Source organism: Salinarimonas rosea DSM 21201 (genome assembly GCF_000429045.1).
GTDB classification, from domain to species: Bacteria; Pseudomonadota; Alphaproteobacteria; order Rhizobiales; family Beijerinckiaceae; genus Salinarimonas; species Salinarimonas rosea.
On record NZ_AUBC01000010.1, the window covers coordinates 167,730 to 193,834 of the forward strand.

31 protein-coding genes are annotated in these 26,105 nt (G+C 73.0%); 13 read left to right on the forward strand and 18 right to left on the reverse strand.

The window, feature by feature from the left end; genetic code table 11:
• The first annotated feature begins 141 nt into the window (after positions 1-141).
• The gene (locus G407_RS0108535; RefSeq protein ID WP_029030475.1) at positions 142-3,033 is read left to right on the forward strand and encodes a PAS domain S-box protein; all 2,892 of its coding nucleotides are present in this window, start codon (positions 142-144) and stop codon (positions 3,031-3,033) included.
• A 4-nt stretch (positions 3,034-3,037) separates the two neighbouring features.
• Here the strand turns inward: G407_RS0108535 and G407_RS0108540 are convergent, their stop codons facing one another.
• Positions 3,038-3,940 carry a DMT family transporter gene (locus tag G407_RS0108540; protein ID WP_029030476.1) on the reverse strand — a complete coding sequence of 301 codons (903 nt, stop codon included), beginning with the start codon at positions 3,938-3,940 and terminating at the stop codon, positions 3,038-3,040.
• 121 nt (positions 3,941-4,061) lie between these two features.
• On the opposite strand from G407_RS0108540, the gene G407_RS0108545 reads away from it, so the two are divergent.
• The gene (locus G407_RS0108545) at positions 4,062-4,925 is read left to right on the forward strand and encodes a YihY/virulence factor BrkB family protein (protein ID WP_029030477.1); all 864 of its coding nucleotides are present in this window, start codon (positions 4,062-4,064) and stop codon (positions 4,923-4,925) included.
• 19 nt (positions 4,926-4,944) lie between these two features.
• Here G407_RS0108545 and G407_RS0108550 read toward each other — a convergent pair whose 3' ends face one another.
• From G407_RS0108550 to G407_RS0108560, 3 genes are all read right to left on the reverse strand, one after another.
• Positions 4,945-5,439, reverse strand: coding sequence for a pyridoxamine 5'-phosphate oxidase family protein (locus G407_RS0108550; protein ID WP_029030478.1), 495 nt, complete (start codon positions 5,437-5,439; stop codon positions 4,945-4,947).
• Positions 5,440-5,518: 79 nt separating this feature from the next.
• Positions 5,519-5,881 (reverse strand): hypothetical protein, encoded by a 363-nt coding sequence (locus tag G407_RS26570; protein ID WP_245259055.1) that lies wholly within the window; start codon positions 5,879-5,881, stop codon positions 5,519-5,521.
• Between the two features lie 71 nt (positions 5,882-5,952).
• Entirely contained in the window at positions 5,953-6,273 is a 321-nt protein-coding gene (locus G407_RS0108560) for a hypothetical protein (RefSeq protein WP_029030479.1), read from the reverse strand.
• Between the two features lie 172 nt (positions 6,274-6,445).
• Here G407_RS0108560 and G407_RS26575 point away from each other — a divergent pair, with 172 nt between their 5' ends.
• Positions 6,446-7,636, forward strand: a complete 1,191-nt coding sequence (locus tag G407_RS26575; RefSeq protein WP_052341117.1) for an AI-2E family transporter — start codon at positions 6,446-6,448, stop codon at positions 7,634-7,636.
• A 51-nt stretch (positions 7,637-7,687) separates the two neighbouring features.
• Positions 7,688-7,978 carry a PilZ domain-containing protein gene (locus G407_RS0108570; RefSeq protein ID WP_029030480.1) on the forward strand — a complete coding sequence of 97 codons (291 nt, stop codon included), beginning with the start codon at positions 7,688-7,690 and terminating at the stop codon, positions 7,976-7,978.
• Between the two features lie 12 nt (positions 7,979-7,990).
• Here the strand turns inward: G407_RS0108570 and G407_RS0108575 are convergent, their stop codons facing one another.
• The 4 genes from G407_RS0108575 to G407_RS0108590 form a co-directional block, all read right to left on the reverse strand.
• Complete coding sequence (locus tag G407_RS0108575; RefSeq protein ID WP_029030481.1) at positions 7,991-8,335, reverse strand: response regulator; 345 nt, start codon at positions 8,333-8,335, stop codon at positions 7,991-7,993.
• 100 nt (positions 8,336-8,435) lie between these two features.
• Positions 8,436-10,040, reverse strand: coding sequence for a histidine kinase famiy protein (locus tag G407_RS0108580; RefSeq protein ID WP_029030482.1), 1,605 nt, complete (start codon positions 10,038-10,040; stop codon positions 8,436-8,438).
• Positions 10,041-10,289: 249 nt separating this feature from the next.
• Positions 10,290-10,532 (reverse strand): hypothetical protein, encoded by a 243-nt coding sequence (locus G407_RS26580; RefSeq protein ID WP_043539270.1) that lies wholly within the window; start codon positions 10,530-10,532, stop codon positions 10,290-10,292.
• Between the two features lie 67 nt (positions 10,533-10,599).
• Entirely contained in the window at positions 10,600-11,121 is a 522-nt protein-coding gene (locus G407_RS0108590; protein WP_029030483.1) for a glycine cleavage system transcriptional repressor, read from the reverse strand.
• Between the two features lie 214 nt (positions 11,122-11,335).
• On the opposite strand from G407_RS0108590, the gene G407_RS30320 reads away from it, so the two are divergent.
• Genes G407_RS30320 through G407_RS26590 form a run of 3 tightly spaced genes read left to right on the forward strand, consistent with a single transcriptional unit; the run spans position 11,336 to position 12,543 of the window.
• On the forward strand, positions 11,336-11,860 hold the full coding sequence (locus G407_RS30320; protein ID WP_052341118.1) for a hypothetical protein: 525 nt from the start codon (positions 11,336-11,338) through the stop codon (positions 11,858-11,860).
• On the forward strand, positions 11,857-12,111 hold the full coding sequence (locus tag G407_RS0108600; RefSeq protein ID WP_029030484.1) for a hypothetical protein: 255 nt from the start codon (positions 11,857-11,859) through the stop codon (positions 12,109-12,111). The genes G407_RS30320 and G407_RS0108600 overlap by 4 nt, the downstream gene beginning before the upstream one ends.
• A 48-nt stretch (positions 12,112-12,159) precedes the next feature.
• Positions 12,160-12,543, forward strand: a complete 384-nt coding sequence (locus G407_RS26590; RefSeq protein ID WP_052341119.1) for a DUF202 domain-containing protein — start codon at positions 12,160-12,162, stop codon at positions 12,541-12,543.
• 32 nt (positions 12,544-12,575) lie between these two features.
• Here G407_RS26590 and G407_RS0108610 read toward each other — a convergent pair whose 3' ends face one another.
• Positions 12,576-13,061: a peroxiredoxin gene (locus G407_RS0108610; RefSeq protein ID WP_029030485.1), complete on the reverse strand. Its 486-nt coding sequence runs from the start codon at positions 13,059-13,061 to the stop codon at positions 12,576-12,578.
• Positions 13,062-13,288: 227 nt separating this feature from the next.
• Between G407_RS0108610 and G407_RS26595 the strand changes: the two genes are divergently transcribed.
• Both G407_RS26595 and G407_RS32730 read left to right on the forward strand, forming a co-directional pair.
• The gene (locus tag G407_RS26595) at positions 13,289-14,497 is read left to right on the forward strand and encodes an OpgC family protein (protein WP_052341120.1); all 1,209 of its coding nucleotides are present in this window, start codon (positions 13,289-13,291) and stop codon (positions 14,495-14,497) included.
• Positions 14,498-14,597: 100 nt separating this feature from the next.
• Positions 14,598-15,299 carry a DUF937 domain-containing protein gene (locus G407_RS32730; protein ID WP_029030486.1) on the forward strand — a complete coding sequence of 234 codons (702 nt, stop codon included), beginning with the start codon at positions 14,598-14,600 and terminating at the stop codon, positions 15,297-15,299.
• A 233-nt stretch (positions 15,300-15,532) separates the two neighbouring features.
• Here the strand turns inward: G407_RS32730 and G407_RS0108625 are convergent, their stop codons facing one another.
• The 9 genes from G407_RS0108625 to G407_RS30330 all read right to left on the reverse strand — a co-directional run bounded on the left by G407_RS0108625 (position 15,533) and on the right by G407_RS30330 (position 22,612).
• Complete coding sequence (locus G407_RS0108625; protein ID WP_245259056.1) at positions 15,533-16,729, reverse strand: extracellular catalytic domain type 1 short-chain-length polyhydroxyalkanoate depolymerase; 1,197 nt, start codon at positions 16,727-16,729, stop codon at positions 15,533-15,535.
• A complete protein-coding gene (locus G407_RS0108630) occupies positions 16,726-17,148 on the reverse strand; it encodes a CopG family transcriptional regulator (RefSeq protein WP_029030488.1) in 423 nt (140 codons plus the stop codon). The genes G407_RS0108625 and G407_RS0108630 overlap by 4 nt, the downstream gene beginning before the upstream one ends.
• Positions 17,149-17,251: 103 nt before the next feature.
• Entirely contained in the window at positions 17,252-18,172 is a 921-nt protein-coding gene (locus G407_RS26600; RefSeq protein ID WP_052341121.1) for a diiron oxygenase, read from the reverse strand.
• A gap of 29 nt (positions 18,173-18,201) precedes the next feature.
• The gene (locus G407_RS30325) at positions 18,202-19,023 is read right to left on the reverse strand and encodes a class-II aminoacyl-tRNA synthetase family protein (RefSeq protein ID WP_052341122.1); all 822 of its coding nucleotides are present in this window, start codon (positions 19,021-19,023) and stop codon (positions 18,202-18,204) included.
• Positions 19,020-19,913, reverse strand: coding sequence for an SAM-dependent methyltransferase (locus G407_RS26610; protein ID WP_084327402.1), 894 nt, complete (start codon positions 19,911-19,913; stop codon positions 19,020-19,022). The genes G407_RS30325 and G407_RS26610 overlap by 4 nt, the downstream gene beginning before the upstream one ends.
• Positions 19,914-20,051: 138 nt before the next feature.
• Positions 20,052-20,522 (reverse strand): MaoC/PaaZ C-terminal domain-containing protein, encoded by a 471-nt coding sequence (locus tag G407_RS31660; RefSeq protein WP_043539271.1) that lies wholly within the window; start codon positions 20,520-20,522, stop codon positions 20,052-20,054.
• Complete coding sequence (locus G407_RS31665; RefSeq protein ID WP_029030489.1) at positions 20,519-20,779, reverse strand: phosphopantetheine-binding protein; 261 nt, start codon at positions 20,777-20,779, stop codon at positions 20,519-20,521. Before G407_RS31665 ends, G407_RS31660 begins: the two co-directional genes overlap by 4 nt.
• A 35-nt stretch (positions 20,780-20,814) precedes the next feature.
• Positions 20,815-22,008, reverse strand: a complete 1,194-nt coding sequence (locus G407_RS0108660; protein WP_029030490.1) for a YbfB/YjiJ family MFS transporter — start codon at positions 22,006-22,008, stop codon at positions 20,815-20,817.
• A gap of 244 nt (positions 22,009-22,252) precedes the next feature.
• Complete coding sequence (locus tag G407_RS30330) at positions 22,253-22,612, reverse strand: DUF1127 domain-containing protein (RefSeq protein ID WP_052341123.1); 360 nt, start codon at positions 22,610-22,612, stop codon at positions 22,253-22,255.
• A gap of 189 nt (positions 22,613-22,801) precedes the next feature.
• Here G407_RS30330 and G407_RS0108670 point away from each other — a divergent pair, with 189 nt between their 5' ends.
• The 4 genes from G407_RS0108670 (at position 22,802) to G407_RS0108685 (ending at position 26,101) form a co-directional block, all read left to right on the forward strand.
• Entirely contained in the window at positions 22,802-23,719 is a 918-nt protein-coding gene (locus G407_RS0108670) for a LysR substrate-binding domain-containing protein (protein WP_425337488.1), read from the forward strand.
• Positions 23,720-24,026: 307 nt separating this feature from the next.
• Complete coding sequence (locus G407_RS0108675; RefSeq protein WP_029030492.1) at positions 24,027-24,530, forward strand: type III secretion system chaperone family protein; 504 nt, start codon at positions 24,027-24,029, stop codon at positions 24,528-24,530.
• Positions 24,531-24,557: 27 nt separating this feature from the next.
• Entirely contained in the window at positions 24,558-25,385 is an 828-nt protein-coding gene (proC, locus tag G407_RS0108680) for a pyrroline-5-carboxylate reductase (protein ID WP_029030493.1), read from the forward strand.
• Between the two features lie 83 nt (positions 25,386-25,468).
• Positions 25,469-26,101 (forward strand): GNAT family N-acetyltransferase, encoded by a 633-nt coding sequence (locus G407_RS0108685; RefSeq protein ID WP_029030494.1) that lies wholly within the window; start codon positions 25,469-25,471, stop codon positions 26,099-26,101.
• Positions 26,102-26,105 lie beyond the last annotated feature (4 nt).

A 26,105-nucleotide genomic window follows, 5' to 3' on the forward strand; every position in this document is an offset into this window, starting at 1 on the left:
TGGCGGGAAAGGTGCCGCCGGCGTCGGCGTCGGCTGCACCCGGCCCGGCGTGGCACGGCCACGCTCGCATCTCGGCCGAATTTGGCTAGATTGCGCCGGACGCCGCCGACCTCTCGCGGCGACGACAACGAAGGCCGCGCGATGATATCCCTCGACCAGGCACGACCGAGCGCACCCGCCTTCCTCGCGGGAGGCGGCGAGATGGGCGTGCGCATGCGTGCGCACGACTGGGCGGGGACGCCGCTCGGCCCGCCCGAGCGCTGGCCGCAGCCGCTCAAGACGATCGTCGGCGTGATCCTCGCGGCGAACCAGGCGATGTTCGTCGTCTGGGGCGCCGAGCGCACGATGCTCTACAACGACGCCTATGCCGAGATCCTCGGCGGCAAGCACCCGCGCGCGCTCGGGCGCCCGTTCTTCGAGACCTGGTCCGAGCTCGTCGAGAGCGTCGGGCCGATCATGGAGCGCGGCTATGCCGGCGAGCCGACGTCGATGGACGCGCTCGAGCTCGTCATGATGCGCAAGGGCTACCCCGAGACGACGTTCTTCTCGTTCTTCTACGCGCCGCTGCGCGACGAGGCGCAGGGTCGCGTCGAGGGCGTCTACTGCGCATGCGTCGAGGTCACCGAGCGTGTCGTTGCGGAGCGCCGCGCTGAATTCCGCAGCGCGCTGGAGACGCGCCTGCGGGAGATCCAGGCGCCGCGCGGGATCATGGCGGCGGCGGCCGAGATGCTCGCCCGGCGGCTCGGCGTCGCGCGCGTGGGCTACGCCGAGATGGAGCCCGACGGCGCCGCGTCCGTCGTGCACGCCGACTGGAGCGGGGAGGGCGTCGCGTCGATCGTGGGCCGCCATCGGCTCGCGAGCTACGGGCCGGGCATGGAGGCGGCCCTGCGCGCGGGACAGACGGTGGTGATCGGAGACGTCGTGACGGACCCGCTCGCGGCGGGGTCGGGGGCGCGCGACGCCTATCTCGCCGTGGGGGTGCGGGCGCACGTCGCGCTGCCGCTCGTGCGGGGCGGGCGGCTCGTCGCCCTGCTCTTCGTCCACGCCTCCGCGCCGCGGCACTGGTCGGCGGACGACGTCGCCCTCGTGCGCGACGTCGGCGAGCGGACCTGGGAGGCGGTGGAACGGGCGCGTGCGGAAGCCGAGCTGCGCGAGAGCGAGGCGCGCCTGCGCGAGCTCGCCGACAACATCAGCCAGTTCGTCTGGACGACGGACGAGACCGGCTGGATCCACTGGTACAACAAGCGCTGGTTCGACTACACGGGCACGACGCTCGAGGAGATGCAGGGCTGGGGCTGGCGGACGGTGCATCATCCCGACCACGTCGACCGCGTCGTCGCCAAGCTCTCGCGCGCCTACCGGACCGGCGAGCCGTGGGAGGACACCTTCCCCCTGCGCGGCAAGGACGGGGAGTATCGCTGGTTCCTCAGCCGCGCGGTACCGATCCGGGACGCGCGCGGGGCGATCGTGCGCTGGTTCGGCAGCAACACCGACGTCACCGCCCAGCGCTACGCGCAGGAGGCGCTGCACCGGCTCACGGAGAGGCTCGAGGCGGAGGTCGCGCAGCGCACCGAGGAGCGCGACCGGATGTGGCGCCAGAGCCAGGACCTGTTCGTCGTCATGGACGTCGACGGCACCTTCGTCAGCGTCAACCCGGCCTGGACGCGGGTGCTCGGATGGGAGCCCGAGGAGATCGTCGGGCGCCGGCACCGGCGCTTCAAGCATCCCGAGGACGTCGCGGCGGACGAGGAGGACCTCGCCCGGCTGCGCGAGGGGATCGCCGTCACCGGGCGCCTCAACCGCTACCGCCACAAGGACGGCAGCTATCGCTGGATCTCGTGGGGCGCGGCGCCGGAAGGCGATCTCGTCTACGCGGTGGGACGCGACGTCACCGACGAGATGGCCCGCCAGGCCGAGCTCGAGACGGCGCAGGAGCAGCTGCGCCAGTCCCAGAAGCTCGAGGCGATCGGCCAGCTCACCGGCGGCATCGCCCACGACTTCAACAACCTGCTGACCATCGTGCGCACGTCCGTCGGCTTCCTGCGGCGGGAGAACCTCCCCGAGGAGCGGCGTCGGCGCTACGTCGAGGCGGTCTCCGAGGCGGTGGACCGCGGCTCGAAGCTGACGGGCCAGCTCCTCGCCTTCGCGCGCCGGCAGGCTCTGGAGCCCGTGCCCTTCGACGTCGGCGCCCGCGTCTCCGCGATGGCCGAGATGCTGGGCCCCGTGCTCGGCGCCGGGATCGAGATCGCCGTCGAGACGCCCGACGAGCCCTGCTGGATCGAGGCCGACCGCACGCAGTTCGACACGGCGCTCGTCAACATGGCCCTCAACGCCAAGGACGCGATGGACGGCGCCGGGCGGCTGACGCTGACCGTCGGCACCCAGTCGCAGGACCATGTCTTCGTTGCCCTCGCCGACAGCGGCTGCGGCATCCCGCCGGACGCGCTCGCGCGCATCTTCGAGCCGTTCTTCACCACGAAGGAGGTGGGGCGCGGGACCGGGCTCGGGCTCTCGCAGGTCTTCGGGTTCGCCCGGCAATCGGGCGGCGACGTCTCCGCGGAGAGCTCGGTGGGCGAGGGGACGGTGATGACGCTGTGCCTGCCGCGCGTCGCGCCCGCGACGACCGAGGCGGCGGGCCGGGGCGACGACGCGCGGCCGCTCGAGGACGGCGGCGGCCGGCGCGTGCTCGTCGTCGAGGACAACCGTGAGGTCGGCGCCTTCGCCACGCAGACGCTCCAGGACCTCGGCTTCGACACGACCTGGGTCCCGAACGGGGAGGCGGCGCTCGCCGCGCTCGACGACGGTCCGGAGCGTTTCGACGTCGTCTTCTCCGACGTGGTGATGCCGGGCATGGACGGCGTCGCGCTCGCCCGCGCGATCCGCACGCGGCTCCCGGCGCTGCCGGTGGTGCTCACCACCGGGTACAGCCACGTTCTCGCCGAGGAGGGGCTCGGCGGCTTCGAGCTGGTGCGCAAGCCCTACGGCGCGAAGGACCTGTCGCGGGCGCTCGCCGGGCGGGCGCGCGCACCGTAACGCGTCAGCCTCGGCTCGCGAGCGCGACTCCCGCCGCCGCCACCGCCATGCCGAGCATCTGCACCGGCGCGAGCGTCTCCCCGAACAGGAAATACGCCATCACCGCCGAGCAGGGCGGAACGAGGAAGAGCAGCGAGGCGACGCCCGCCACCGCGCCGCGGCGGATCAGCACGAGCAGCAGCGAGATCGCCCCGATCGACAGGCCGAGCACCGCCCACGCGAGGCCGAGGACCACCTCCGCCGTGAAGGCGATCTCGCCGTCCTCGAGCAGGAGCGCCAGGGGAAGCGTGACGGCGAGAGCGCCGCAATATTGCACGACCGTGTTGGTGCGCAGATCCACGCCTGCGGCGGTGCGCTTCTGCCAGATCGTCCCGAAGGTGATCGCGACGACGCCGCCGAAGGCGATCGCGAGCGGCACGAGCGGGATGCCCCCCGCCTCCCCGAGCCGCGGCAGGACGACGAGGAGCGTGCCGGCGAAGCCCACGACGATGCCGAGCCAGCGCCGGCGCGACACCGCCTCGCCGAGCAGCGGGGCGACGAGGAGCCCCGTCAGCAGCGGCTGGAGCCCGGCCACCAGCGCGGCGATCCCCGCGGGAAGCCCGTGGCCGACGGCCCAGAAGATCCCGCCGAGATAGGCCCCGTGCAGGAGCACGCCGGCGACGATCCCGTCGCGCCATCCCGCGAGCCCCTCCGGCCAGCGGGCGCGGGCGAGGAACGCCGCCAGCGCGAGCACGGCGATCGCGAGCGCATAGCGGATCCACAGGAAGGTGAGCGGGTCGGCGTGCGGCGCGACGAGGCGCGCGACGATGAAGCCCGTCGCCCAGATCAGGACGAAGAGCGGCGGCGCGAGCCGCGTCGCGAGATCGGGACCCGCCCCGGCGGGCGTCTTGTCGGTTCGTCCGGGCATCGCACACGGCATATCGGGCGCGGGTCTCGTACGCCAGCTTGCTTCGCGTGCGCGTTTGCGCCATCTGCGGAGGGAGGAGCAGGCGGGCCACACGGGCCGGCCGAAGCGGAGGCAGCTCGACTTGGCGCGTGCGCGCAGGATCCTCGCCGTCCTGAACCTGGCCTACGACCGCTTCCTGCTGCACGACGGCTGGGCGATCGCGAGCCATATCGCGCTCTCGGCGCTGTTCTCGTTCTTTCCGTTCCTGATCCTGCTCACCGCTTTGGCCTCGACGTTCGAGTTCGGGACGCTCGCGGACAACGCCACCGATATCATCCTCGACGTGCTGCCCGTCGAGATCGCCGAGCCGCTGGCCTCGGAGGTGCGCACGGTGCTCACGGAGTGGCGCGGCGACCTCCTGACCATCGGCGCGGCGCTGGCGCTGTGGTTCTCCTCGAACGGCATCGAGGCGCTCAGGGTCGGGCTGAACCGCGCCTACGGCGTGCGGGAGAACCGGGCCTGGTACGTGACGCGGCTCGAATCGATCGTGTTCGTCGTCATCGTCGCGGCGGTGATGATGGTGTTCTCGCTCGCGGTGGTGCTCGGGCCGCTCCTGTGGCGGGCGGCGACCGGCTTCTTCCCCGCGCTCGCGCCGTTCTCGCAGATCGTCGGGCTCGTGCGGCTCGGCACGACGACGCTGCTCATCACCGTCGCCCTCGTGATCACCCACAAGTTCCTGGCGGCGGGGACGCGCAGCGTCGTCTCGGTGCTGCCCGGCGTCGTGGTCACGCTCGTTCTCTGGACGGTCGGCGGCATCGCCTTCGGCATCTACCTCGCGCAGTTCCCGGGCGCCTACGCGTCCACCTACGGCGGGCTGGCGACCGCGATGATGTCGCTGATCTTCCTCTATACGATCGCCGTGATCTTCATCGTGGGCGGGGAGATCAACGGGGCCGCGATCGCGCTCGACCGCAGCGCCAGGAAAAGCCGCGCAGCGCGCAAGTGAGGCGCGGCGCGGCCGGGCGTCAGAGGTCGACCTTCTCCTGGTCGCCCGGCCGGTGCGGCGGCTCGCCGGTCACCGCGGCCTTGGCGTAGCCGTAGACGTGGAGCATCTTCGAGGAGGGCGCGTCCCAGTACTCGCCGTATTCCGGCGTGACCTTGACGAAGGCGAGCTCCGGGTCGTCCTTGCCGCTGGGGAACCAGGTGCGCATGCCCTCCTGCCAGTGCGCCTCGATCGCGGCGCGGTCGCGCACGATCTCGGCGCGGCCGGAGATCGAGACGTAGTCCTGGTCGTCCGGGTCGGAATAGGCGAGGCCGACCTGGTGCGTGCGGCCGATCTCGCGGGCCTTGGCGCTGTCGATGCGGGTGGCGAACCAGAGGTCGCCGTTCGCGTCGGGCTTCTGCGTCCACATCGGGCGCGCGCGCAGCGAGCCGTCGGCCTCGACGGTGGTCATCATCGCCACGCGCACGTCCTCGATCAGGTCGAAGAGCTTCTCGCGGGCCTTGGGGTCGGTGGTCATCTGGGGCTCCTCGTTCGGGCTGTCCGGTTCGGCCGGTGAACGGGCCGCGTCGCGGTTTGGTTCGCGGGCTCCGCTCCCGTCACACCCGGCGAATCGACGCGTAGCGCGGCCGCGCGTCGGGCCCGTCCTGGCGGTCGATGCGCAGGCGGCGCACGCGCAGCTCGTCGATCGTCAGCGACTGGATGTGCCCCTGGCGCAGGCCCATGCGGTTGATCGCGAGCCGCGAGATCGCCAGCGCGCCGATGGCGAAGGCGCCGACGGCGAGCACGCCCACGGCGGCGGCGCCGACGCTCGCCGCCGCGAGACGGCGAGTGGGGGGCATGGCGTCGCGCGCGGAGCGCGCCGCGTGGCGCACCGCCACGCGGGCACGCGCGCCCTCGCGGCCGTTCTCGCGGTAGATGTCGTGGTAGCCGGGCGGGCCGTCCTCGAAGCGCGTCGCCATGGGTGCTCTCCTTCTCGCGTGTCGCGGGGTGTGACGCGACAACGCTCGGAAGCCCACGGCCGTTCGACGGGTCAGGGCCGCTCGACCAGAGCGCGCGACCGCTCGCGCGCGGAGCCGCCGGCCCCGTGCGTCGCCCCGCGGCGCAGCCGCCGCAGCAGCAGGCCGAGGCCGTAGGCGACCTGCAGGACCGCGGCGAGGACGAGCGCGCGGCAGATCGTCGGGAAAGTGCCCGCTTCCGCCAGCGTGTCGGCGATCACCTGCGTCGCGAGGGCGAGGATGAGCCCGAGCGCGAAGGCGGGCAGGCCGAGCGTGCGGCCCGCCACGAGCCCCGCGAGGACGCCCCAGAGCGCTCCCGCCGCGAGAAGCCCGCCGTAGAGGAGCCCGACATCCATCGCCCGTCGCTCCCGATTCGTCCGCGGGTTCCAGCCGCGTCATGGCCGAGCTTACCAGAAGAGCTGCGACCTCGCGTCGCGATCCGCTCCGTTTCCTGTGGAACCGCGTCGTCAGCGGCGCCGTTCTCGCTCGAAATTCGAGGGTACGACGTACGTGGGAAAGGCCGCCGACATGCTGGAGCGGAGGCGGCCGGAGCCGCCGGGAGCACAGGAGGGTGCGCCGCGCACCCCGGAGACGCCGCGCCAGATCGTCGATGCACGGCTCACGCGCTCGGTGGCGTTCTCGATCCACGTCTGCGCCGTCGTGCTCGGGGCCGGGGCGCTCTACGTGGCGCAGGACCTCATCCTGCCGCTCGCGCTCGCCCTCGTCGTCACCCTGACGCTCAGCCCGATCGTGCGTCTGCTGGCGCGGCGCGGCATCCCCGCATGGCTCACGTCCCCGCTCCTGGTGGCGGCGCTCGCGGGCGCGCTCGCCCTGATCGCCTACACGCTCAGCTATCCGCTCTCGGATTGGGTCGCCCGTGCCCCGCAGATCGGCTACGAGATCGAGCGGGAGCTGCGGGACCTGCGCTCGTCCTTCGCCGCCGTGGAGCAGGCGAGCGAGCGTGTCGACGCCATCACCGGCGGAGACGCCGAGCCGGGCGTCGAGGAGGTGGTCGTGCGCGAGGGCGGCTTCCTCGCCACCGCGTCCAGCGGCGTGCTGCGCGGGGCGGCGATCGTCGCCATCGCGGCGCTGCTGACGGCCTTCCTGCTCGCCTCGGGAGACCGCATCTACGAGCGCATCGTGCACGTGATGCCGACCTTCCACGACAAGCGCACGGCGGTGGAGATCGGGCGCGCCATCGAGCGCTCGATCTCGACCTATCTCCTCACGATCGCGCTCATCAACACCGGCCTCGGCATCGTCGTCGGCCTGCTGCTGTGGGCGGTGGGCATGCCGACGCCGGCCCTGTTCGGGGCGATGGCGACGCTCCTCAACTTCCTGCCCTACATCGGCGCGATCCTCGGCGTGGCGATCACGGCGGTGGTGGCGGTCGTCACCTTCGACGGCCTGGGCGCCACCCTGGCGCCGCCGCTCGTCTATCTCGCCTGCACGACGCTCGAGGGCAACGTCGTCACGCCGCTCATCCTCGGGCGGCGCCTCGAGCTCAACGCGATCGCGATCCTGATCGGGGTCGCGGCGATGGGCTGGCTCTGGGGGGCGGTCGGCGTCTTCCTCGCGGTGCCGCTCCTCGTCGCGTTCAAGACCGTGTGCGACCACCTGCCGTCGTGGCACGTGCTCGGCGCCTTCCTCGGCGGATCGCTCACGCGTACGGCCGAGGACGCGCAGGCGCGATCGGATGCGCTCGGGGGAAAGGATTAACGAACCGCTCACGTTCGGGGATTATCGTTCGGCCGCGAGCGGGAGGATGGCATGAGCCGCGGCTGGGTGTACGAGGGCGCTGCGCCGAGCGACGAGAGGCGCCGCGAGATTCGCCGCACGATCGGCATTCCCAGCGTCGCCTACGACACGGCGCGCCGCCTGCGCTACGCCTGCACGGTCGTCGACATCTCGCAGCACGGCGCGCAGGTGCACTGCTCGAAGGCGGACGCGCTGCCCGACACCTTCGTGCTGCTCGTCAACGGCACCGATGCGATTCGCCGCGTGTGCGATGTCGTGCGCCGCAGCCCGACGCGGCTCGGCGTGCGTTTCCGCGGCCGCTGACGGCGGACGCGCTCAGCGCGCGAGCGCGCTGCGGATCGCCTCGGCGAGCTGGGCCTGATCGTAGGGCTTGGGGAGGGTCGGCAGGCTCTCGCCGTCCGGCGCCGCCCCGTAGCCCGTGGCGAGGATCACCGGCAGCGCGGGCCGCTCGGCCCGCAGCGCCTTGGCGAGCTCGACGCCGCTCATCCCGGGCATCGACTGGTCGGTCACGACGAGGTCGAGATCGGGCCGTTCCGCCGCGATCGCCAGCGCTTCCTTGCCGGAATGGGCGGTGAGGACGGTGTGGCCGAGATCCTCGATCAGGTCGGCCGAGCCCATGGCCGTGAGGGCGTCGTCGTCGACGAGGAGGATGGTGGGCATCGCAGGCGTACTCCAGGAACCGGCATCGGGACGAGCGCACGACAACGCTCCAGCTTGCCTTCGGGTCCAGCCCCGATGCGGCAATTCGGCGGGGGCGCGCTCAACCGACGCCGGTCGGCCCGTCCAGCACGCGGCGCACCATACGCACGAGCTCGGTGCGGCGATAGGGCTTGTCGAGGACGTCGAACTCGGTGCCCCCCGCGTCCTGGCGTTCCAGCGAGGCCTCGGCATAGCCCGTCGTCAGCAGGACCTTGAGCCGGGGCTGGCGGCGGCGCGCCTCGCGCGCGAGCATCACCCCGTTCATGCCGCCGGGCATGACGAGATCCGAGAACAGGAGGTCGACGTCCTCGGCGCCGTCGAGCACCTCGAGCGCCTCCGCGGCGTCGCCCGCCTTGAGCACGCGATAGCCGAAGTCCGCGAGGATGCTCTCCGCGAGATCCGCCACCTCGGCGCGGTCGTCGACGACGAGGATCGTCTCCGTGCCGCCGTCCTGCTCGCGCAGGCGCACGCCGGTCGCGCCGCGCGGGCGGGCGGTGTCCGCGACGACGTCGCCGGTCGCCGCGGGGAAGTAGAGCCGCACGGTGGTGCCGTGGCCCACCTCGGAGTAGATCCGCGCGGCGCCGCCGGACTGGCGCATGAAGCCGTAGACCATGGAGAGCCCCAGCCCGGTGCCCTTGCCCTCCTCCTTGGTCGTGAAGAAGGGGTCCATCACGCGCCGCGCCACTTCCGGCGGCATGCCGACCCCCGTATCCGTGATCGCGATCATCGCGTAGCGTCCGGCGGGAATGTCGTCGAAGGCCGCCTCGTCGCCGGGCGCGATCTCGCGGTTGCGCGTGGAGAGCGTGACCTTGCCCCCTCCGGGCATCGCGTCGCGGGCGTTGATCAGCACGTTGAGGAGGGCGACTTCCGCCTGCACGACGTCGAGGCGCGCGTTCCAGAGATCGGGCGCGAGATCCATGGAGACGGTGACGGCGTCGCCCAGCGTGCGGTGCGCCATCTCGGAGAGCGTCTCGACGAGCTCGTTGGGGTCGACGACCCGCCCCTCGAGCCGCTGCTTGCGGGCGAAGGCGAGGAGCTGCTGCGTCAGCGTCGCCGCGCGATCGGAGGCGATCCGGATCTGGGCGATCGCCCGCTCCATGCGCGGCGGGCGCTCGGGCAGGAGGTCGAGCTGGTTGTCCAGGATCTCGGCGTAGCCGCTCACGACCTGGAGCAGGTTGTTGAAGTCGTGCGCGATGCCGCCGGTGAGCTGGCCCAGCGCCTCCATCTTCTGCGACTGGCGAAGCGCGTCCTCGGCGTCGCGCCGGCGTGTCACGTCGAGCTGGGAGGCGAAGAAGAAGACGAGCTCGCCGTCGTCGGCATAGACCGGCGAGATGAACAGCGCGTTCCAGAAGGCCGCACCGTTCTTGCGGTAGTTCAGGATCTCGACCGCGGTCTCGCGCCGCTCCTCCACGGCGAGCCGCACCTCCGCCACCACGTCGCGATCGGTCTCCGGCCCCTGCAGGAAGCGGCAGTTGCGGCCCACGATCTCCGCCATGGCGTAGCCGGTCATCTGCGAAAAGGCGCGGTTGCAGAAGACGATCGGGTTGTCCGGCTGGCGCGGATCGGTGACGACCATCGGCATGCGGGTCTTCTCGACGGCGGCGAAGAAGATGTCCGAGTGCCGGTCCTGCACGCCCTCACCGCGCGCGTTGCCGCCGCGAGACAGCCGCGAGGTCTCGGCGCCCGCGCCGACACGACCGTCGCTGGTGCTCGCGTCCGCGTGGAAGGGCTCGTCGCGCTCGTTCGTCGTGGTCACTCGGGTCTCCGGCGAAGGAAGGGCCGCTTCCGCGAAGAAGCGACCCGATGTAGAGCTGCGGCGCAGGCCGCTCGTGAGGCGGCACACACATGCGCGCGCTGTAGATAGCGCCTCCGGGGCGGGTGTCGAGAGCGGCGGGCCGCTCCCTCCGGCGCCCGCTCAGCCGCCGCCGGGATCGGTGTCCACCCCCTTGCGTCGATGTCCGGGCAGGACGCCGGATCCCGGTGTCGCGTCGGGATTGGTGAGATCAGGAGAATCGTGGGGACCCGCGGGCGGCATCGGCCCGCGCCGGTGGCTCCCGGCCTTCTCCTGCGCGGGCGTCCGCGCGGGCGTGGCTTCGTCCCGCGGCTCGCTCTCGCGCCGCGGATCGGGGGTGCGGTCGCGGTCTTTCTCGTCGTTCATGGGACCCTCCGTGTCGCCAGGGACAACGCCGAGGGACCCGGGTGCGTTCTCGCGACCGGCGGCGGGCTCAGTCGGTCTCGCGCAGCACGATCTCCGCCATGATGTCGAGGCCGATCGCCTCGAGGTCCTCGCGCACGGCGCTCGCCGAGACGCCCTCGGGCAGGACGATGCGGGCCTTGGCCGAGAACAGCGCGTCTCCGGACATCGAGCCGGCGAACACCTCCGTCTCGAGCTCGTCGATGCTCACCTTGCGCACTGCGAGCCGGTCGGCGATGTCGCGCACGATGCCGGGGTGATCCGCGCAGGTGAGCTCGAGCACGGCCGTCTGCCCCGCCGGCGGCGGCTCGGGCTCGGAGCGGCGTGCGAGCGCGGTGATGCCTTCCTCGGCGAGGCCGTCGAGCGCCGCCTCCAGCGCGGCCGCGGCCGCCTCGGGCAGCGAGACGCGCACGATGCCGGCGAAGGCGCCGCCGAGCCGTGCCATCGACGAATCGATCCAGTTGCCGCCCACCTCGGCGACCAGCGCCGAGAGCCGCTTGACCAGCCCCGGCCTGTCGCGGGCGATGACGCTGATGACCATCTCGACGCTCACGCTCGCCTCCTCCCGGCGTTGTCTTTCGTCGAGACGAGCCCGCGGCGCGGGCCGCTGTCAAGCCGGGGCGGCGCGCATGCCCTCCAGCTTCGACCTGTTCTAATTACAAGCTGTTGATTTCAATGATGTTTTTCCTTGACCGCCGCGCTGCCTCCGGCAAGGTGGGCGGGAGCTTGGAGCCCGGGCCCTGAACCCGGCGGTCTGGAGAGCTGCGATGATCCGAATGCCCGCCAATCCCGTGCGCGTGCCCACCCACGCCGCGGTCCTGCCGCCTTCGACCGCCGTCGAGGCGGTGGAGGTCCCCTGCGAGGCGCCGTGCCCCCGCGCGGCGGCGATACCGCGCCGCGTGCCCGACGTCTGCCCGGATGCGGGCGCCCGTCTCGCCCTCGCCATCGCCCGCTACGTCGCCGGCGCCCGCGCCACGGGCGAGACCGATTGCATCGAGGCCGCCTTCGCCGAGGCCGAGGCGGCGCTTCCGCCCGAGAGCGCCGCGCTGCTCGTCGGCGCGCTGGCCGGGCTGGTGCGGGCGCTCGAGGCGCATGCGGGGCGCCCGCTCGCGGTGCTGCCGGCGTCCTGCTGCCGCGCGACCGCCGACGAGGTCGCGCTCCTCGCGCACGTCGCCCGCGCCCGGGCCGACGGTGCGGGCGCGGCCGAGGGCCGCGTGGCGCGCACCGCGGCCGCCGCGGCGGCGCTCCTCGGACCGGCGGAGCGGCCCCTCGCCTGCGGGAGGCCGTCGTGATCGGCATCGACGGCGTCTACACCCCCGCGGACCTCGCCGCCGCCCGGCGGCGCGCCCGCCTCGCCCGCGACAAGGCCGACCGCTATCGCGGCGGCTCCGCCCAGATGCGGCGCAAGCTCGAAGCCCGCGCCGCCATGGCGGAGACGGAGGCGAACCTGATCGCCTACGCCCTCGCGGAGGAGGCGCTAGCGCCGCCGGACGAGCCCGCCTCCGCCCCTCGCCGGCACGCGCCGCTTCACGCGGACGCGTGAGCGCGTCGGACCCGGGAGCCTCGGCGCGGTCCCGCGCGTTGACGGCGCGTGTCGAACCACGAGCGAGACCCCGAGACCGCCGCGGAGGCCTCCCGTCGCACCCGCGACGATCTGGCGGAGGACCGCACCCAGCTCGCCAACGACCGCACGCTCGCGGCCTGGTGGCGCACGGCCATGGCCGCGATCGCGGCGGCGATCGTCTTCCCGCGCCTGTTCTCCGACATCGAGCCGGACTGGCTGCTGCGCGCGGGTGCGAGCGGCCTCGCGCTCCTCGCCCTCGTCGTGCTCGCGCTCGGCTTCCGGCGCTACCGCGCAACGGCGGCGCGGATCGCGCCCGACCACGTCGCGCGGCTGTCGCGGGTCTCGCTCCTCCTCGGCACGGCGCTGCTCGCCGGCGTCGCGCTCCTGTCGGGCGCGCTCGCCTGGCTTTGACGGCAGCGGTGCCGTACCGCGGAGGCGGCCGCTCAGAGCTGCGCCAGGAGCGCCTCGGCGCCCGACGCGTCCGCCTTGCCGGGCGCGTCCTCGACGTTGAGCGCTCGCACCACGCCGTCCTCGACGATCATCGAATAGCGCTTCGAGCGCAGGCCGAGCCCGAAGCCCGACCCGTCGAGCTCGAGCCCGATCGCACGGGCGAAGTCGCCGTTGCCGTCGGCGACGAACTCGAGCTTGCCGTCGGCCCCGAGCGACTTCTCCCAGGCGCCCATCACGAACGGATCGTTCACGGCGGTGACCACGATCGCGTCGACGCCCTTGGCCTTGATGGCATCGGCGTGGGTGATGTAGCCGGGCACGTGGTTGAGCGTGCAGGTGGGGGTGTAGGCGCCGGGAACGGCGATCAGGACCACCTTGCGGCCCTCGAACACCGCCTTCGACGGGCGCTCGACGGGACCCTCCGCCGTCATCGCGCGGAAGGTCACCTCTGGAAGGCGTTCGCCGACCTCGATCGTCATGGTACGTTGTCTCCGTGTGCGTTCGCCCGCTCGGGGCGGGCCGCGGGATAACTAGAGCATGCGGCGCGCACGCGCATGTCCCGCGAGGCGGATTTCTCGCCCGCGCGCGGATTTCTCGCGCCCTCGCGATTCTCGCAGGATCGTGACCCGCATGCCCGCCTCGCGCGTATAGAACGGCGTGGCCCGCGCCGGAGGCGCGCCGCAGGACGAGCACGCCGGAGGACGCCATGCCGACGAGCCACGCCGGACAGCCCGCCGCCGTCCGCCCGCGCGACGCGCGCCTGGACGTGTTCCGCGGCCTCGGCATGATCATCATCATGATCGCCCACGTGCCGTGGAACCTGTGGTCGAACTTCATTCCCGCCCGCTACGGGTTCTCGGACGCGACCGAGATGTTCGTGTTCATGTCGGGCATGGCCTCGGCCATCGCCTTCGGCCGCGTGTTCGATCGCCAGGGGCCGGTGATGGGCACGGCGCGGGTCGCGCAGCGGGTGTGGCAGGTCTATTGGGTGCACGTGGCGGTGTTCCTGGTCATCGCCGCGCTCGTCGTCGTGATGGGTCCGATGCCCTTCGGCGACCGCACCTACATGCAGCAGCTCAACCTGGTGCCGTTCTTCGAGAACACGGCGACGAACCTCGTCGGCTTCCTGACGCTGACCTACGTGCCGAACTACTTCGACATCCTGCCGATGTACCTCGTCATCCTGGCTCTGCTGCCGGTGGTCGCGCTGCTCTCCCGCGTCCGGTTCGCCCTGGCGCTCGGCTTCGTCGTGGCGCTGTGGACGGCGGCGCAGCTGCGGCTGCTCGACCTGCCGGCCGAGCCGTGGTCGGACCGGACGTGGTTCTTCAACCCCTTCGCCTGGCAGCTCGCCTTCTTCCTCGGCTTCTTCTGGATGCGCGGGGACCTGCCGGCGCCGCCGCGGGGAAGCCCGCTCCTGCTCGCGGCCTGCGTCGCGATCCTCGTCGTCACGGTGCCGTTCGCCCATTGGCCGATCTTCCAGGCGGTGGACTGGCTCGGCACCGCCCGGGAGGCGCTGGCCCCGCTCATCACGAAGACGCGCTTCGGCATCCTGCGTCTCGTCCACTTCCTGGCGCTCGCCTATGTGGCGCTGTGGGTGGTGGACCGCTGGGGCGGGCTCCTGCACAACGCGCCGGCGCGGGTGCTCGCCAAGGTCGGGCAGCAGTCCCTCGCGGTGTTCGCCGTGGGTCTCGTCGTCTCGCGGCTCGCCGGCATCTACCTCGATTTCGCCGGGCGCGAGCCGGTCACCTACGCGATCGCCAACGTCGCGGGCATCGCGGCGCTGGTGGCCACCGCCTACGTGGTCGGCTGGTTCAAGGCCTCGCCCTGGAAGCCTAAGGCGGGCAAGCCCGCTCCGGTGGCCGCTCCAGCCACCGCGTCCGCCGAGGGGAGCGCCGCTCTGAAGCCGGCGGAGTAGCCCGCGCATCCGCACGACGCCCGATCCCGCCGACGGCTGTTCCCTTCCCGCGCGTGTTGCCCCAGGATGGCCTCGAGCCAGCACGAGCGCCGAGCCCGCGATGACGAACCTCTTCGACCTGATGCGCACCGCCCAGGGCGGCGCCGCCTTCGACAACCTCTCCAAGGCCTTCGGCCTCTCGACGGAGGAGACGCAGAAGGCGGTGGCGGCCCTCGTGCCGGCGTTCGCCATGGGCCTCCAGCGCTCCGCCGCGAGACCCGAGGCGATGGACGCGCTCGTGCGGATGATGGCCGGCGGCGCCTTCGCCGGCGCCTGGGCCGACCCGAAGACGGCCTTCTCCCAGCGCTCCCGCGACACCGGCGCGGACGCGCTCACGACCATGTTCGGCTCGCCCGACTACGTGAAGCGCGTCTCCGAGCAGGCGGCGGCGCTCTCGGGCGTGGCGGGAGAGGCGACGGGCAAGATGCTGCCGATCCTCGCCTCGACGCTGATGGACGGCATGGCGATGATGGGCGCGCAGATGAACGCGGCGGGCGGCGGCGCCGCGAAGCCCCGGCCGGAGCCCGCCCCGCCGCCGCCGTCCGGCAATCCGTGGGAGGACATGTTCGCCTCCATGATGGGCGCGCCCCCCAAGCCCGCCCCGGAGCCCGAGCCCGAGCCGGAGCTTCCCGGCGACCCCCAGGCCGCAGCGGAAGCCGCCTTCGACGCCTGGCGCAAGATGATCGACGCCGGCCGCGAGATGCAGGACGCGCAGATCGCGATGATGCGGGCGATGATGGAGGGGGTCTGGGGGAAGCGGTGAGGAGCCGGCGGCGGCATCGCTCCTCCCCCACCGGGGCAGGTGGATCGGCGCCGAAGGCGACGAGACGGAGGGGGGCGCCGAAGGCGCGTTCGGCGACGGCCGAAATCACCCGCGTCGGTGCCACGGGACCCCGCCCCTGATCCGCTCCGCGGATCGTCCCCGCCCCGAGGGGGCGGAAGCTCTCCTGCCGGTCGGCCCCGTCCCCCGGCGGGACGGGCCACCGCAGGCCCCCGTCACGCCTCCATGAAGAACCGCACCATCTCCCCCGACGCGTCCGGCCCCGCCGGGTCGGCGTAGCTCCCCGCCGGGCTGCCGCCGGACCAGGCGTGGGGGGCGCCGTCGATGGTCCAGAGCTCGAGGGCGGCGGCGGGGCCGTCGGCGACGCGCACGCGGCGGTAGCGGCGGCCGTTCGCCTCGCCGTGCTCCGGCGGGGTCGCGGCGGCGCCGGGGTGGAGGGCGTCGGCCAGGCGCGTCGCATTGGAGACGTGCACCGTCCTGTCGCCCGAGCCGTGGAAGACGATGGTGCGGGTGCCGGGGATTCTCTCGGCTGGCGTGACGCTCCCGCCGCCGTCGCCGCGCATCGCCGCGAAGGCGGAGACGACGTCGCTCGCGGCGCCGGCGGGAAGGCCGGAATGCACGCCGATGGCGGCGAACAGCTCGGGATAGGCCTGCCCCAGCACGGCGGCCATGGCGCCGCCGGCGGAGAGGCCCGCCGCGAAGACGCGGTCGTCGGGCACGCCGAACTCGGCGGCGAGCGCCCGGGCGAGGCCCGCCAGGATCTCCGGCTCGCCGGCGCCACGCGCCTGGTGCTCCGGCGAGAACCAGTTCCAGCACAGGTTGGGGTTGGCTCCGCGCGCCTGCGCGGGATAGGCGACGAGGAGGCCGTGCGCCTCGGCGTGCGCGTTCATGCGCGTGCCGGCGGCGAAGTCGTCCGGGTCCTGCGTGCAGCCGTGCAGCATCAGGACGAGCCCGCGCGGCCGCGCGGCCGCGGCGGCGGGCACGTAGAGCTTGTAGCGGCGCGAGCCGGCGGCGCCGGCATGGGTGCGCGCCTCGACGCGCGCGCCGGCGGGCAGGGGAGCGGGCGTGGCGCCGGGTATCCTTCCCGGCGCCTCGCCCGGCTTGCCGCCGGGGAACGGCGGCAGGTCGAGCGGCGGCAGATCGAGCCCGCGGCGGCCCTCGCGCAGGGCGGCGATCACCGCGCCGAGGGGGCGGCGCGGGCGGGCGCTACGAGATGTGGTGTTCGTCGGCGGCGGAAGGGCCTCGCGCGCGGGCTCGCCTCCCGCGTCGCCGCTCGGCGCGTGCGCGCCGGCGCCGAGCGCCTGCTGGATGGCGCGCGTCGCGTCGAGGACGCGCCCCGCCCGCGTCAGGGAGAGCGCCTCGCGCATGGCGGGCGGGAGCATGGGCTTGTTCATGGTGGGTCTTTCGCTCATCGGATGCGCTCGGCGAGCGCCGCGCGCACGGCGGCGTCGGCCTGGAGCGACCCGAGCACGGTGATGGAGGCGATGGTCTCGCGGGCGAGATCGGGGTCGACGTCGGCGGCGATGCGCACGAGGCCGATCACCTTGACGTGCAGGCGCTCGCCGGCGGCACGGGCCGCCTCGAGGTCGGCGCGGTCGAGGACGCGCAGCCCGAGGTCGAAGGTGTGGCGCTCGATGGTGCGCGCCACGACCTCGCCCTCGCGCGTCAGCTGGTTGCGGATCGCGGTGCGGATGAAGTCGCTGCGATTGGCATAGAAGCCCTCCTGGACCAGGAGGTCGATGCGGCCGAGGTCGACGTAGCCGAGGTTGAGCGTGATCTTCTCGCTGTCCGGCGCCGCCTTCTCGCGGGCCGTCCGGCCACCCTCCGCCATGCCTTCCTCCATCCACATGGATGGTATTTGGATGGTCGGCGGAGTGGTGTCAAGATGGTCCGGGGCGGCGGCGCGGCCGCCCCGGGGAAAGGGCCCGAACGGGTCAGCGCTCCAGGAAGGCGGTGTCGCCGAGCATTCCCTGCCGCACGAACCAGTCCGCCGTGCGCTTGAACCATTGCTGGTGGTACGCCACCCGGGCCGGGTCGTTCCTCAGCCGGTTGCGCACCGCCGCGGCGGAGAGGCCGGTGGCCCGGGTGACGCCGGCATCCTCGTAGGCACGGGGGTTGTACATCTGGCCGATGAAGTGGAGGAAGATCTTCTGGATCGTGCGGGCGATGCGGGCCTTCACCTCGCCGGTCTCGTCGCGGGCCAGGATCTCGGCGTGGAGCTGGGCGACGACGCCGCGGCCGAAGGAGATGTGGCGGCTCTCGTCGACGTGGTGGACGTGGTTGATCTCCTTGAGGATCGCCGGCACCGCGTCGTTGCGGCTGACCTTGTGATTGTAGAAGTCGACGAACTCCTCGAAGACCAGCGTCGAGGCGAACATGTACAGGTCGCGCTCGAGCGGGTCCTCGAGCTTGCCGGCGGGGATCGCCGGGGTGGGGTAGATCGTGCCGGTGTAGTCGAGGCAGAACTTCGCGAAGAACCACATGTGGGCGTTCTCCTCCGCGATGAAGAAGTGCAGGTACTCCGACCAGGGGGCGTAGCGATCCTGGTAGATCGCCTGCATCACGAAGGCGAGCGCGTCCTTGATGCCGTGCACGTTGAGGCTGAAGAAGTTCACGCATTCCCAATGGCTGAGCGCGACCAGCGTCTCGCGCGGCAACGTCTCGTGCAGCTCGGTGCCCCAGGTGGTGAGCAGGTCCTCGTCGCACCACAGGACGTCGCGCGCGATGGCGTCCGGGGCCGGCCAGTCGAAGCGGGAATACGCATCGTAGTTGTTCTTGCGGGAGAGGGTGAGCAGCCGCTCGACGTGCTTGGGGTCGGGCAGGTGGGCGGTGCCGGGAGCGGTGGCGACGGTCATGGACGGTTCCTCCAGTGCGTGGGGCGGGGTCAGGCGAAGGCGGGCTCGATCGGCGTGGGGTCTCGCGCGTCGAGCGCCGCGAGGCGCTCGCGCACGGCGTCGGCGCTCGCGAACGTCTCCTGGAACATCGCGATCCAGCGCTCGAGCCCGAAGGCGACGCAGCTCGTGTGCACCGGTGCGCCGGCGAGCCGGATGCCGAACTTCGCGCCGAAGTAGTTGCGATGCAGGTTGATCGAGGCGAGCGCGCGCCCCGCGACGACGACCTCGCGCTTGGTCGGCGCGGCCTTCGACAGCACGGCGACGGAGCTCGACGTGTCGAAGAACGGGTCCGTCGCCGCCTCGAAGGCGAAGGGGACGTCGAGCGCCGCCATCAGCCGCGCGATGCGCGCGGCGCCGTCCTCGGCGTGCGCGCGGGCGTCCTCCGCGCTGCCGAGGCAGACGATCTCCTTCATCGTGAAGTTGTAGCCGCGGTAGCGGTCGAGCGGCTTGTCCTCGTGGCGGAAGCAGCGGGCGACGCAGCACACCCGCACGGGGCCGGGCAGGGTGCGCCCCTCGTGGTCGAGATACACCTTGTAGCAGGTCGCGGGCAGCAGCCCGAGCCGGGTCGCCGGTGGGGCGTAGCCGGAATCGAGCCGGCGGCCGGCGGCGAAGGCGGGGCGGTCCGCCTCGTCGACGGCGCACATCAGGCAGGTCAGGTGCGGGAAGTTGCGGAGGTAGCCGAGGCGATCGAGCTCGTCGGGCCGCAGCAGGCTGTCGAACTCGACATTGTCCTCGGGCGGGAGGGCGAAGAGGCGCTCGATCGCCCCCTCGAGGTCGCGCCGCAGCGCGGTCCAGGCGCCGGTGATCTTCATGGCGTGGCCTCCAGGGCGCGCGTCGGGGACGCCGCCGCGACGGAGGCCGGGCGCGATGCGGCGGAGGGACCCGGCGCGGCGGTGACGAGCCAGCTGCGGGCGACGCCGCGCACCTCGCGCGGGCGCGGCGGATAGGGCCAGCGATCGGCGCCGGCCCCCGGGCTGCCGGGCTCCTTCAGGTCCTCCACCCGCCAGCCGCTCTCGGCGAGGAAGGCCTCCGGCTCGTCGGTGCCGAAGCGCCAGGGATTGCCCTCGGCCTCGAGCACCCCGAGGAAGCCCCGGGTGAAGGGGCTGCGCAGCAGCGCGGCGCTGGTCATGTCGACGACGAGGCGGCTGCCTTCGGCGCTGAGCGCGCGGCAGGTCTCGAGCACGCCGCGCGCCTGCGCGTCGGTGAGGAAGAAGAGCAGGCCCTCGACGAGCCACAGCGTCGGCGCCCGCGGGTCGAAGCCGGCGGCGAGCAGGGCCGGCGTCCAGCCTTCCGCGAGGTCGGCTGCGACGGGCACGCGGCGGGTGCGCGGCGTCGCGCCGGCGGCCTCGAGCCGACGGGCCTTCTCGGCGAGCAGCGCCTCGTGGTCGATCTCGTAGACGCAGGCGTCCGCCGGCCAGTCGAGGCGGAAGGCGCGGGTGTCCATGCCGGCCGCGACGATGGCGATCTGGCGCAGGTCCGGCCGCGCGGCGAGGACCGCGCCGCCGGCGTCGTCGAAGTAGCGCGTGCGGATCGTGACGAACTCCTTCACGCCGCCGCCGCGATAGCGCTCGACCAGGGCGAACCCGTCGGGCTCGGAGAGGCGGCGGGCGAGGGGGTCGACGAAGAGCGCGCCCTCGGGGCGCTCGCTCTCCAGGGCGCGGATCGCCGCGGTCCATTGCGCGGTGTAGGAGACGGGCTGCATGCAGAACTTCCCTTGCGAGAGATGAACGATTCTGAGTTGTATTGCAGGGCGTGACTCGGCGCTCCGGCGCGGCGCGCGGGCCGCGTCGGGGGATGGTCGGTCGGGACTGCCGCCGGTGCGGGCGGCGTCGGCGGCGGGTCAGCCGCCGATAGCGTCGCGCCGGCGGAAGCGGCTGAGCAGGACGAGCGTCATCACCGGCTTCGCCTCGCCGGGGCGGGAGAGGCTGCCCTTCTTCTTGATGGTGACGATGTCCCTGCGGAACGGGCTCGGCACGATCTCGCCCACCTCGCAGCGGCCCTCCAGCGTGTCGCCCGGGCGAACGGGCGCGTGCCAGCGCACGTTCTCCAGCCCCGGCGAGCCCTCGACGGCGGCGCCGTCGAGCAGCGCGCGGACATAGAGCCCCATCCAGATCGCCGTGGTGTGGAAGCCGCTGGCGACGAGCCCGCCGAAGAACGAGGCCGCGCCCGCCTCGGCGGACACGTGGTAGGGCTGCGGGTCGAAGCGGCGGGCGAAGTCGACGATCTCCCCGGCGCCGACGACGACGCTGCCGAGCGCGAAGACCGCTCCCTGCGTGTAGTCCTCCGCGTGGGTCGGCCCGCTTCCGCTCACGACGCCACCGCCTCCGGCGCCGCGGGCGCGAACCACGCGGCGCGGATCGCGTCGAGGGTGCGGAAGGCCTCGATGTCGATGTCGTCGAGCGGGATGTCGCGCCCGCACAGCTCGGAGACGAGCAGCACGAAGTCGACGAAGCGCAGCGAGTCGATCAGGCCGGACTCGATCAGGTCGTCGTGCTCGGTGAAGGCGCGGGGCTCGTCCTGGTTGTCTCGGATGAAGGTCCTCAGGCGCTCGATGGGATCGCTGGTCATGGTCGTGTCCTCCGATGGATGTGTGGTGCGAGGGGTCACCCGGGCCGGCGCGCTCCCGCGAGGGGCAGCGCCGTCGCCAGCGCCAGCAGCACGGCGCCGAAGACGAGGGCGTCGTCGAGGTCGCCCCGGTCGCCGATCAGGCCCGCGGCGACGGGGCCGATCGCCTGCCCGACGGCGAACAGGACGGTGAAGAAGGTCATGCCCTTGGCGATTTGCGCCGGGGGCATCGACCGGCGCACGATCAGCGCCACCGCCGAGGGCGCGATGAAGACGCCGAGCCCGAACACGACGGCGGAAACCAGGAGCGCCGGCGTTCCCGTGTCGACGAGCGGTATCGCGGTGCCGACGAGGCAGGCGGCGCAGGCGGCGGCGAGCGTCAGCCGCGGCGCCCAGCCCTCGAGCGCACGGCGCCAGACGAAGGGCGAGACGCCCACCGCCACAGCGAGAGCGAGCCACACGCCGGTCGCGGCGACCCAGGAGAAGCCCGCCTCGCGCAGCCAGGCGAGGATGAAGGTCATGTAGACGATGTAGCCGGCCGCGAAGAGCGTGTAGCTCGCGAGGGGCGCACCGAGCCCCGCCAGCGCGAGCCCCTCCGGCGCGGCGGCATCCGTCGCGTCGCCGCGCCCGCGGCGCGCCTCGAGCAGCGGCCAGATCGAGAAGGCCACGGCCAGCACGCCCAGCGCGAGCCAGGCCTGGGGCCAGCCGCCGGGGCCGGTGGCGGCGAGGAGCGGGTTCACCGCGAGCCCGGCGGCGGCGATGCCGATGCCCGCGCCGGCGAAGAACAGGCCGGTCGCGGTGCCCATCAGCTGCGGGCTCTCCCGGTAGCGTGCGGCGATCAGCGCGCCGCCGCAGGAGAACGTCCAGGCGGCGCCGATGCCCGCCGTGATCCGCATCGCCGTGAGCCAGGCCTGGCTCTCGTGGAGGCCCGTGGCGAGGAGCCCCGCGAAGCCGAGCCACAGACCGGCCGCGAAGAGCCGGGCCGGACGCAGGCGGCGCAGCAGCAGGTAGCCCGTCACCGCGCCCGCGACGTATCCGAGCGCGTTCGCGGTGTTGAGCCAGCCGGCCTGCGTGTAGGTCCAGCCGAGGTCCTCCTGCATGGCGGGGAGGATGAGCGCGTAGGCGAAGCGCGCGAGCCCGTTGCCCACCGCGACGGCGAGGCCGAGCCCGAACGCCGGCCACAACGAGGCGGCGTGCGGGAGGAGGGGCGGGGAGAGGGTTCGCGCGGTCATGGGATAAGTAATGTTCCCAATCGCAGGGCGTGTCAATAGTTGTGTTCTATGACGTAACGTAATTTCCGCATAGCAGTATAGACGTGAAGCGTTTGTCGCGGGATGGTGATCCGACGATGCGGCACCCGCCGCTCGATGGCCGACGAGGCATGCGGCCGGGCCGCGAACGTCCCGCACCCCCGGAGCCTGCTCCGGGGGTGCGGGTGTCGTTCTCGTCAGCGCTGCGGAGGGCGCCGCGCCGGTGTCACGCCGCCTGGAGCGTGGCCTTCAGTCGCGCTCGGTCCGCCGCCTCGGCGCCGCCGCGGCCGCCCTCGATCAGGGTGAGGGTCGGTCGCTGCGATCGCGTGCGCTCCAGGCGTCGAAGCGCGAGGCGGTAGGAAGGGTCCACCCGGTAGGGCTCCTGCAGGACGTGGCGGACGTCGGAGCGCGTCACCCCGATGTCCTGCAACAGGCGGTCGTCGAGCTCGGAGAGCCGCAGCACGGCGCGGCGGTTGACCATGGCCTTCCAGAGCGCGGCGACGGTCGCCGCGATCGAGACGAGGACGAAGCGGGCGAGGATCTCGCCCTTCGACGAAGAGGTCGGGGGGAGGATCTTGCCGGACATGGTCGGCTCTCCTTTCGAGAGGGTGGTGCGCCCGCATGCGGGTGCGGACGGGCGCGAATGCGAAACGGCGGGCGCCGCGGAAGCGGGCCCGGCAGTCCAGATCGGGCTGGGACGGCTGCCCCGCTTTCATGACAGCTTCGGGCGGATGACGGAAACGAATGTTCCTGATAGGAAGGATCAAGCTCTCTCATGAGCCGGGAGGCCGCGATGGCGCACATGATCGACGTCGAGCAATTGCGGACCTTCCTGGCGATCGCCGACCACAAGTCGTTCACCCGCGCCGGCGACGTCGTGCACAAGACCCAGTCGGCCGTCTCCATGCAGATGAAGCGGCTCGAGGAGCGCGTCGGCCGGCCGCTCTTCGCCCGCGACGGGCGCGGCGTGCGCCTCACCGAGGACGGCGAGCGGCTGCTCGACTACGCGCGGCGCATCGTGCGGCTCAATTCCGAGTGCCTCGCGAGCTTCGAGGAGGCGGCGCTGACCGGGCGCGTGCGGCTCGGCGTGCCGGACGACTACGCCGAGCGCTACCTGCCGGAGATCCTCGCGCGCTTCTCGCGCACGCACCCGCAGGCGGAGGTGACGGTGGTCTGCGAACCGTCGCCGATGCTGATGGATCGCGTGCGCGGCGAGGATCTCGATCTCGCCATCGTCACCCACGTCGCGAGCCGCGGCTATCCCGCCGAGATCGTGCGCATCGAGCGGCTCGTCTGGGTCGCCTCGGCGCGGCACGCGGTGCACGAGGCGAGCCCGCTGCCGCTCGCGCTCGGGCGCCCGACCTGCGATTGGCGCCAGGCGGCGACGGGGCGGCTCGAGGCGCTCGGCAAGCCCTTCCGCATCCTCTACGCGAGCTGGAACTCGAGCGCGGTCGGCGCCGCCGTGCAGGCGGGGCTCGCCGTCTCCGTCCTGCCCGAGAGCGCCGTGCGCGCCGGGATGCGGGTGCTCGGCCCGTCCGACGGCTTCCCCGCCCTGCCCACCTGCAAGATCGCCATCCTGCGCAACCGCGCCGCCGCGACGGCGCTGTCCGCGGCACTCGCCGACGAGATCCGCGCGAGCCTCGACAACCTCGGCTCGGCCGCCGCGGCGGCGATCGCGGACGCGGCGGAGTAGCGCCCCCCGAACCGACCCTCCCGAGTCGAACGGTCGCGGCCCGTCGGCGGCTTCCATGTGGACAAGGGTTGCCGGTGCGCTTGTCGATCGGGGCCGAATCTTCGACGGTCGAACCACTTTGCAAGTCGGGAGTCGGGCGGGCTAAAGTCGAGAGCGAGGTGATTCGCGGGTGGCGCGTCGGTGAAGCCCGGCCGCAGTGGCGATTCATCCGGCGATCTCGGTCCGGGGCAGCGTATTCGCCCACCGTCACCCGCCTTCGACGTGCCCTCGACCCTCTCTCGCGCCCCGCGGCGCAAATCGGAACGCCATGACCGATCTCCTCCTCCTCGACAGCGACCGCACCGAGCACCCCCTCGACGTGGTGGAGCGCGTGGCCGCGATGTGCGACTGGGCGTTCGACCGCGCGGAGGCGGACGAGATGTCCGTCGCGGTGCGCGGCACGCACGCGGACTACCAGGTGGCGTTCACCTGGATCGAGGACGTCGAGGCCCTCCACGTCGCCTGCGCCTTCGACCTGCGGGTCCCGGAGCGTCGGCGCGGGGAGATCCTGAACCTCGTCTCGATGATCAACGAGCAGCTCTGGGTCGGGCACTTCGATCTGTGGTCGAACGAGGGCGTGGTGATGTTCCGCCATGCGCTGCTGCTCACCGGCGGCGCCGAGCCGCGTCGCGGCCAGTGCGAGATGCTGATGCAGGCGGCCGTCGAGGCCTGCGAGCGGCACTACCAGGCCTTCCAGTTCATCATCTGGGCCGGCAAGTCGGCGCGCGAGGCCCTCGACAGCGTGCTCTTCGAGACCGAAGGTGAGGCCTGACCGGCCGGTACCCTCGGAGCCCCCGCGATGACCGATACCGCATTCCCCGCGCGCCTCGCCCTCGTCGGCGCCGGCAAGATGGGCGGCGCCATGCTCGAAGGCTGGCTCGCCGCCGGCCTGCCCGGCGCGGCCGTGTCCGTGCACGATCCCGAGCCGTCGGACGCGATCGCCGCCCTCGCCGCGGCGCAGGGGCTCGCGACCAATCCCGACCCGGGAGCGCGCGGCCCCGTCGACGTGCTGGTGCTCGCCATCAAGCCGCAGATGCTGGAGGCCGCCGCTCCCGCGCTCGCACCGCTCGTCGGCGCGGACACGCTCGTCGTCTCCGTGCTCGCCGGCAAGACGGTGGCGAACCTGGAGGCGGCGCTCCCCGCCGCCCGCGCCGTCGTGCGCGCCATGCCGAACCTGCCCGCCGCGATCGGCAAGGGCGCGACCGGCGCCTTCGCCAACGCGGCGACGAGCGAGGCGCAGCGCGTCGTCGCGGACACGCTGCTGCGGGCGTCCGGCCTCGTCGAATGGGTCGCGGACGAGGCGCTGATCGACGCCGTCACCGGCGTCTCGGGCTCCGGCCCGGCCTACGTCTTCGCGCTGGTCGAGGCGCTCGCCGACGCCGGCCGCGCGGCCGGCCTGCCGGAGGATCTCGCGATGCGCCTCGCGCGCCAGACCGTGGTCGGCGCGGGCGCGCTGCTCGGCGAGAGCGACCTCCCGGCCGCGACCCTGCGGGCGAACGTCACCTCGCCCGGCGGCACCACCGCCGCCGGCCTCGCCGTGCTGCAGCGGGAGGACGGCGGCCTCGCCGATCTCGTGCGCGACACCGTCGCCGCCGCGAAGCGCCGCGCGGGGGAGCTGTCGGGGTAGGCCTGCACCGGCGGCGCGCCCGTGTGGATGCATCCGTCCGGCTCTGCTAGGGATCGCCCGCGACACATCGCGGAGCCTCCTCCATGCACGCCCCCGCTGAGCCCGAGTTCCTCGCCTGCCGGATCGACGGGTATACCGAGCTGCCGCCGGGCAAGCTCGCGAACCTCGTGACCTACCTGGAGATGACCCGCCCGCCGCCGCCGCGGGCGCCGGCGCGGCCCGATCTCACGCTCGTCGAGACCACGCGCGACCCCGACGCGTACCGCGCACTCTACCGGCGCATCGGGGCGCGCTGGCTGTGGATGGGCCGGCTCGCCCTCTCCGACGCCGCGCTCGCCCGCACCCTCGCGGGCCCGCGGCTCGTCTCGCGGACGCTCGTGCGCGCGGGCGAGGCGATCGGGCTGATGGAGGTGGCGTTCGGAGAGGACGGCGAGGCCGAGCTCGCCTATTTCGGCCTCGTGCCGGAGGCGATCGGCGGCGGCAGCGGGCGCTGGCTGATGGACGCGGCGCTCGCCCAGGCCTTCGCGCGGCCGATCGCGCGGCTCACGGTCCACACCTGCACGTTCGACCACCCGGACGCGGTCGCCTTCTACGTCCGCTCGGGCTTTCGCCCGTACAAGCGCGCGATCGAGATCCACGACGACCCGCGGCTGGCCGGGTACTACCCGCGCGAGACGGCGGCCGAGCGCTGGCCGGTGATCCAGCCGGCGACCTGAGCCG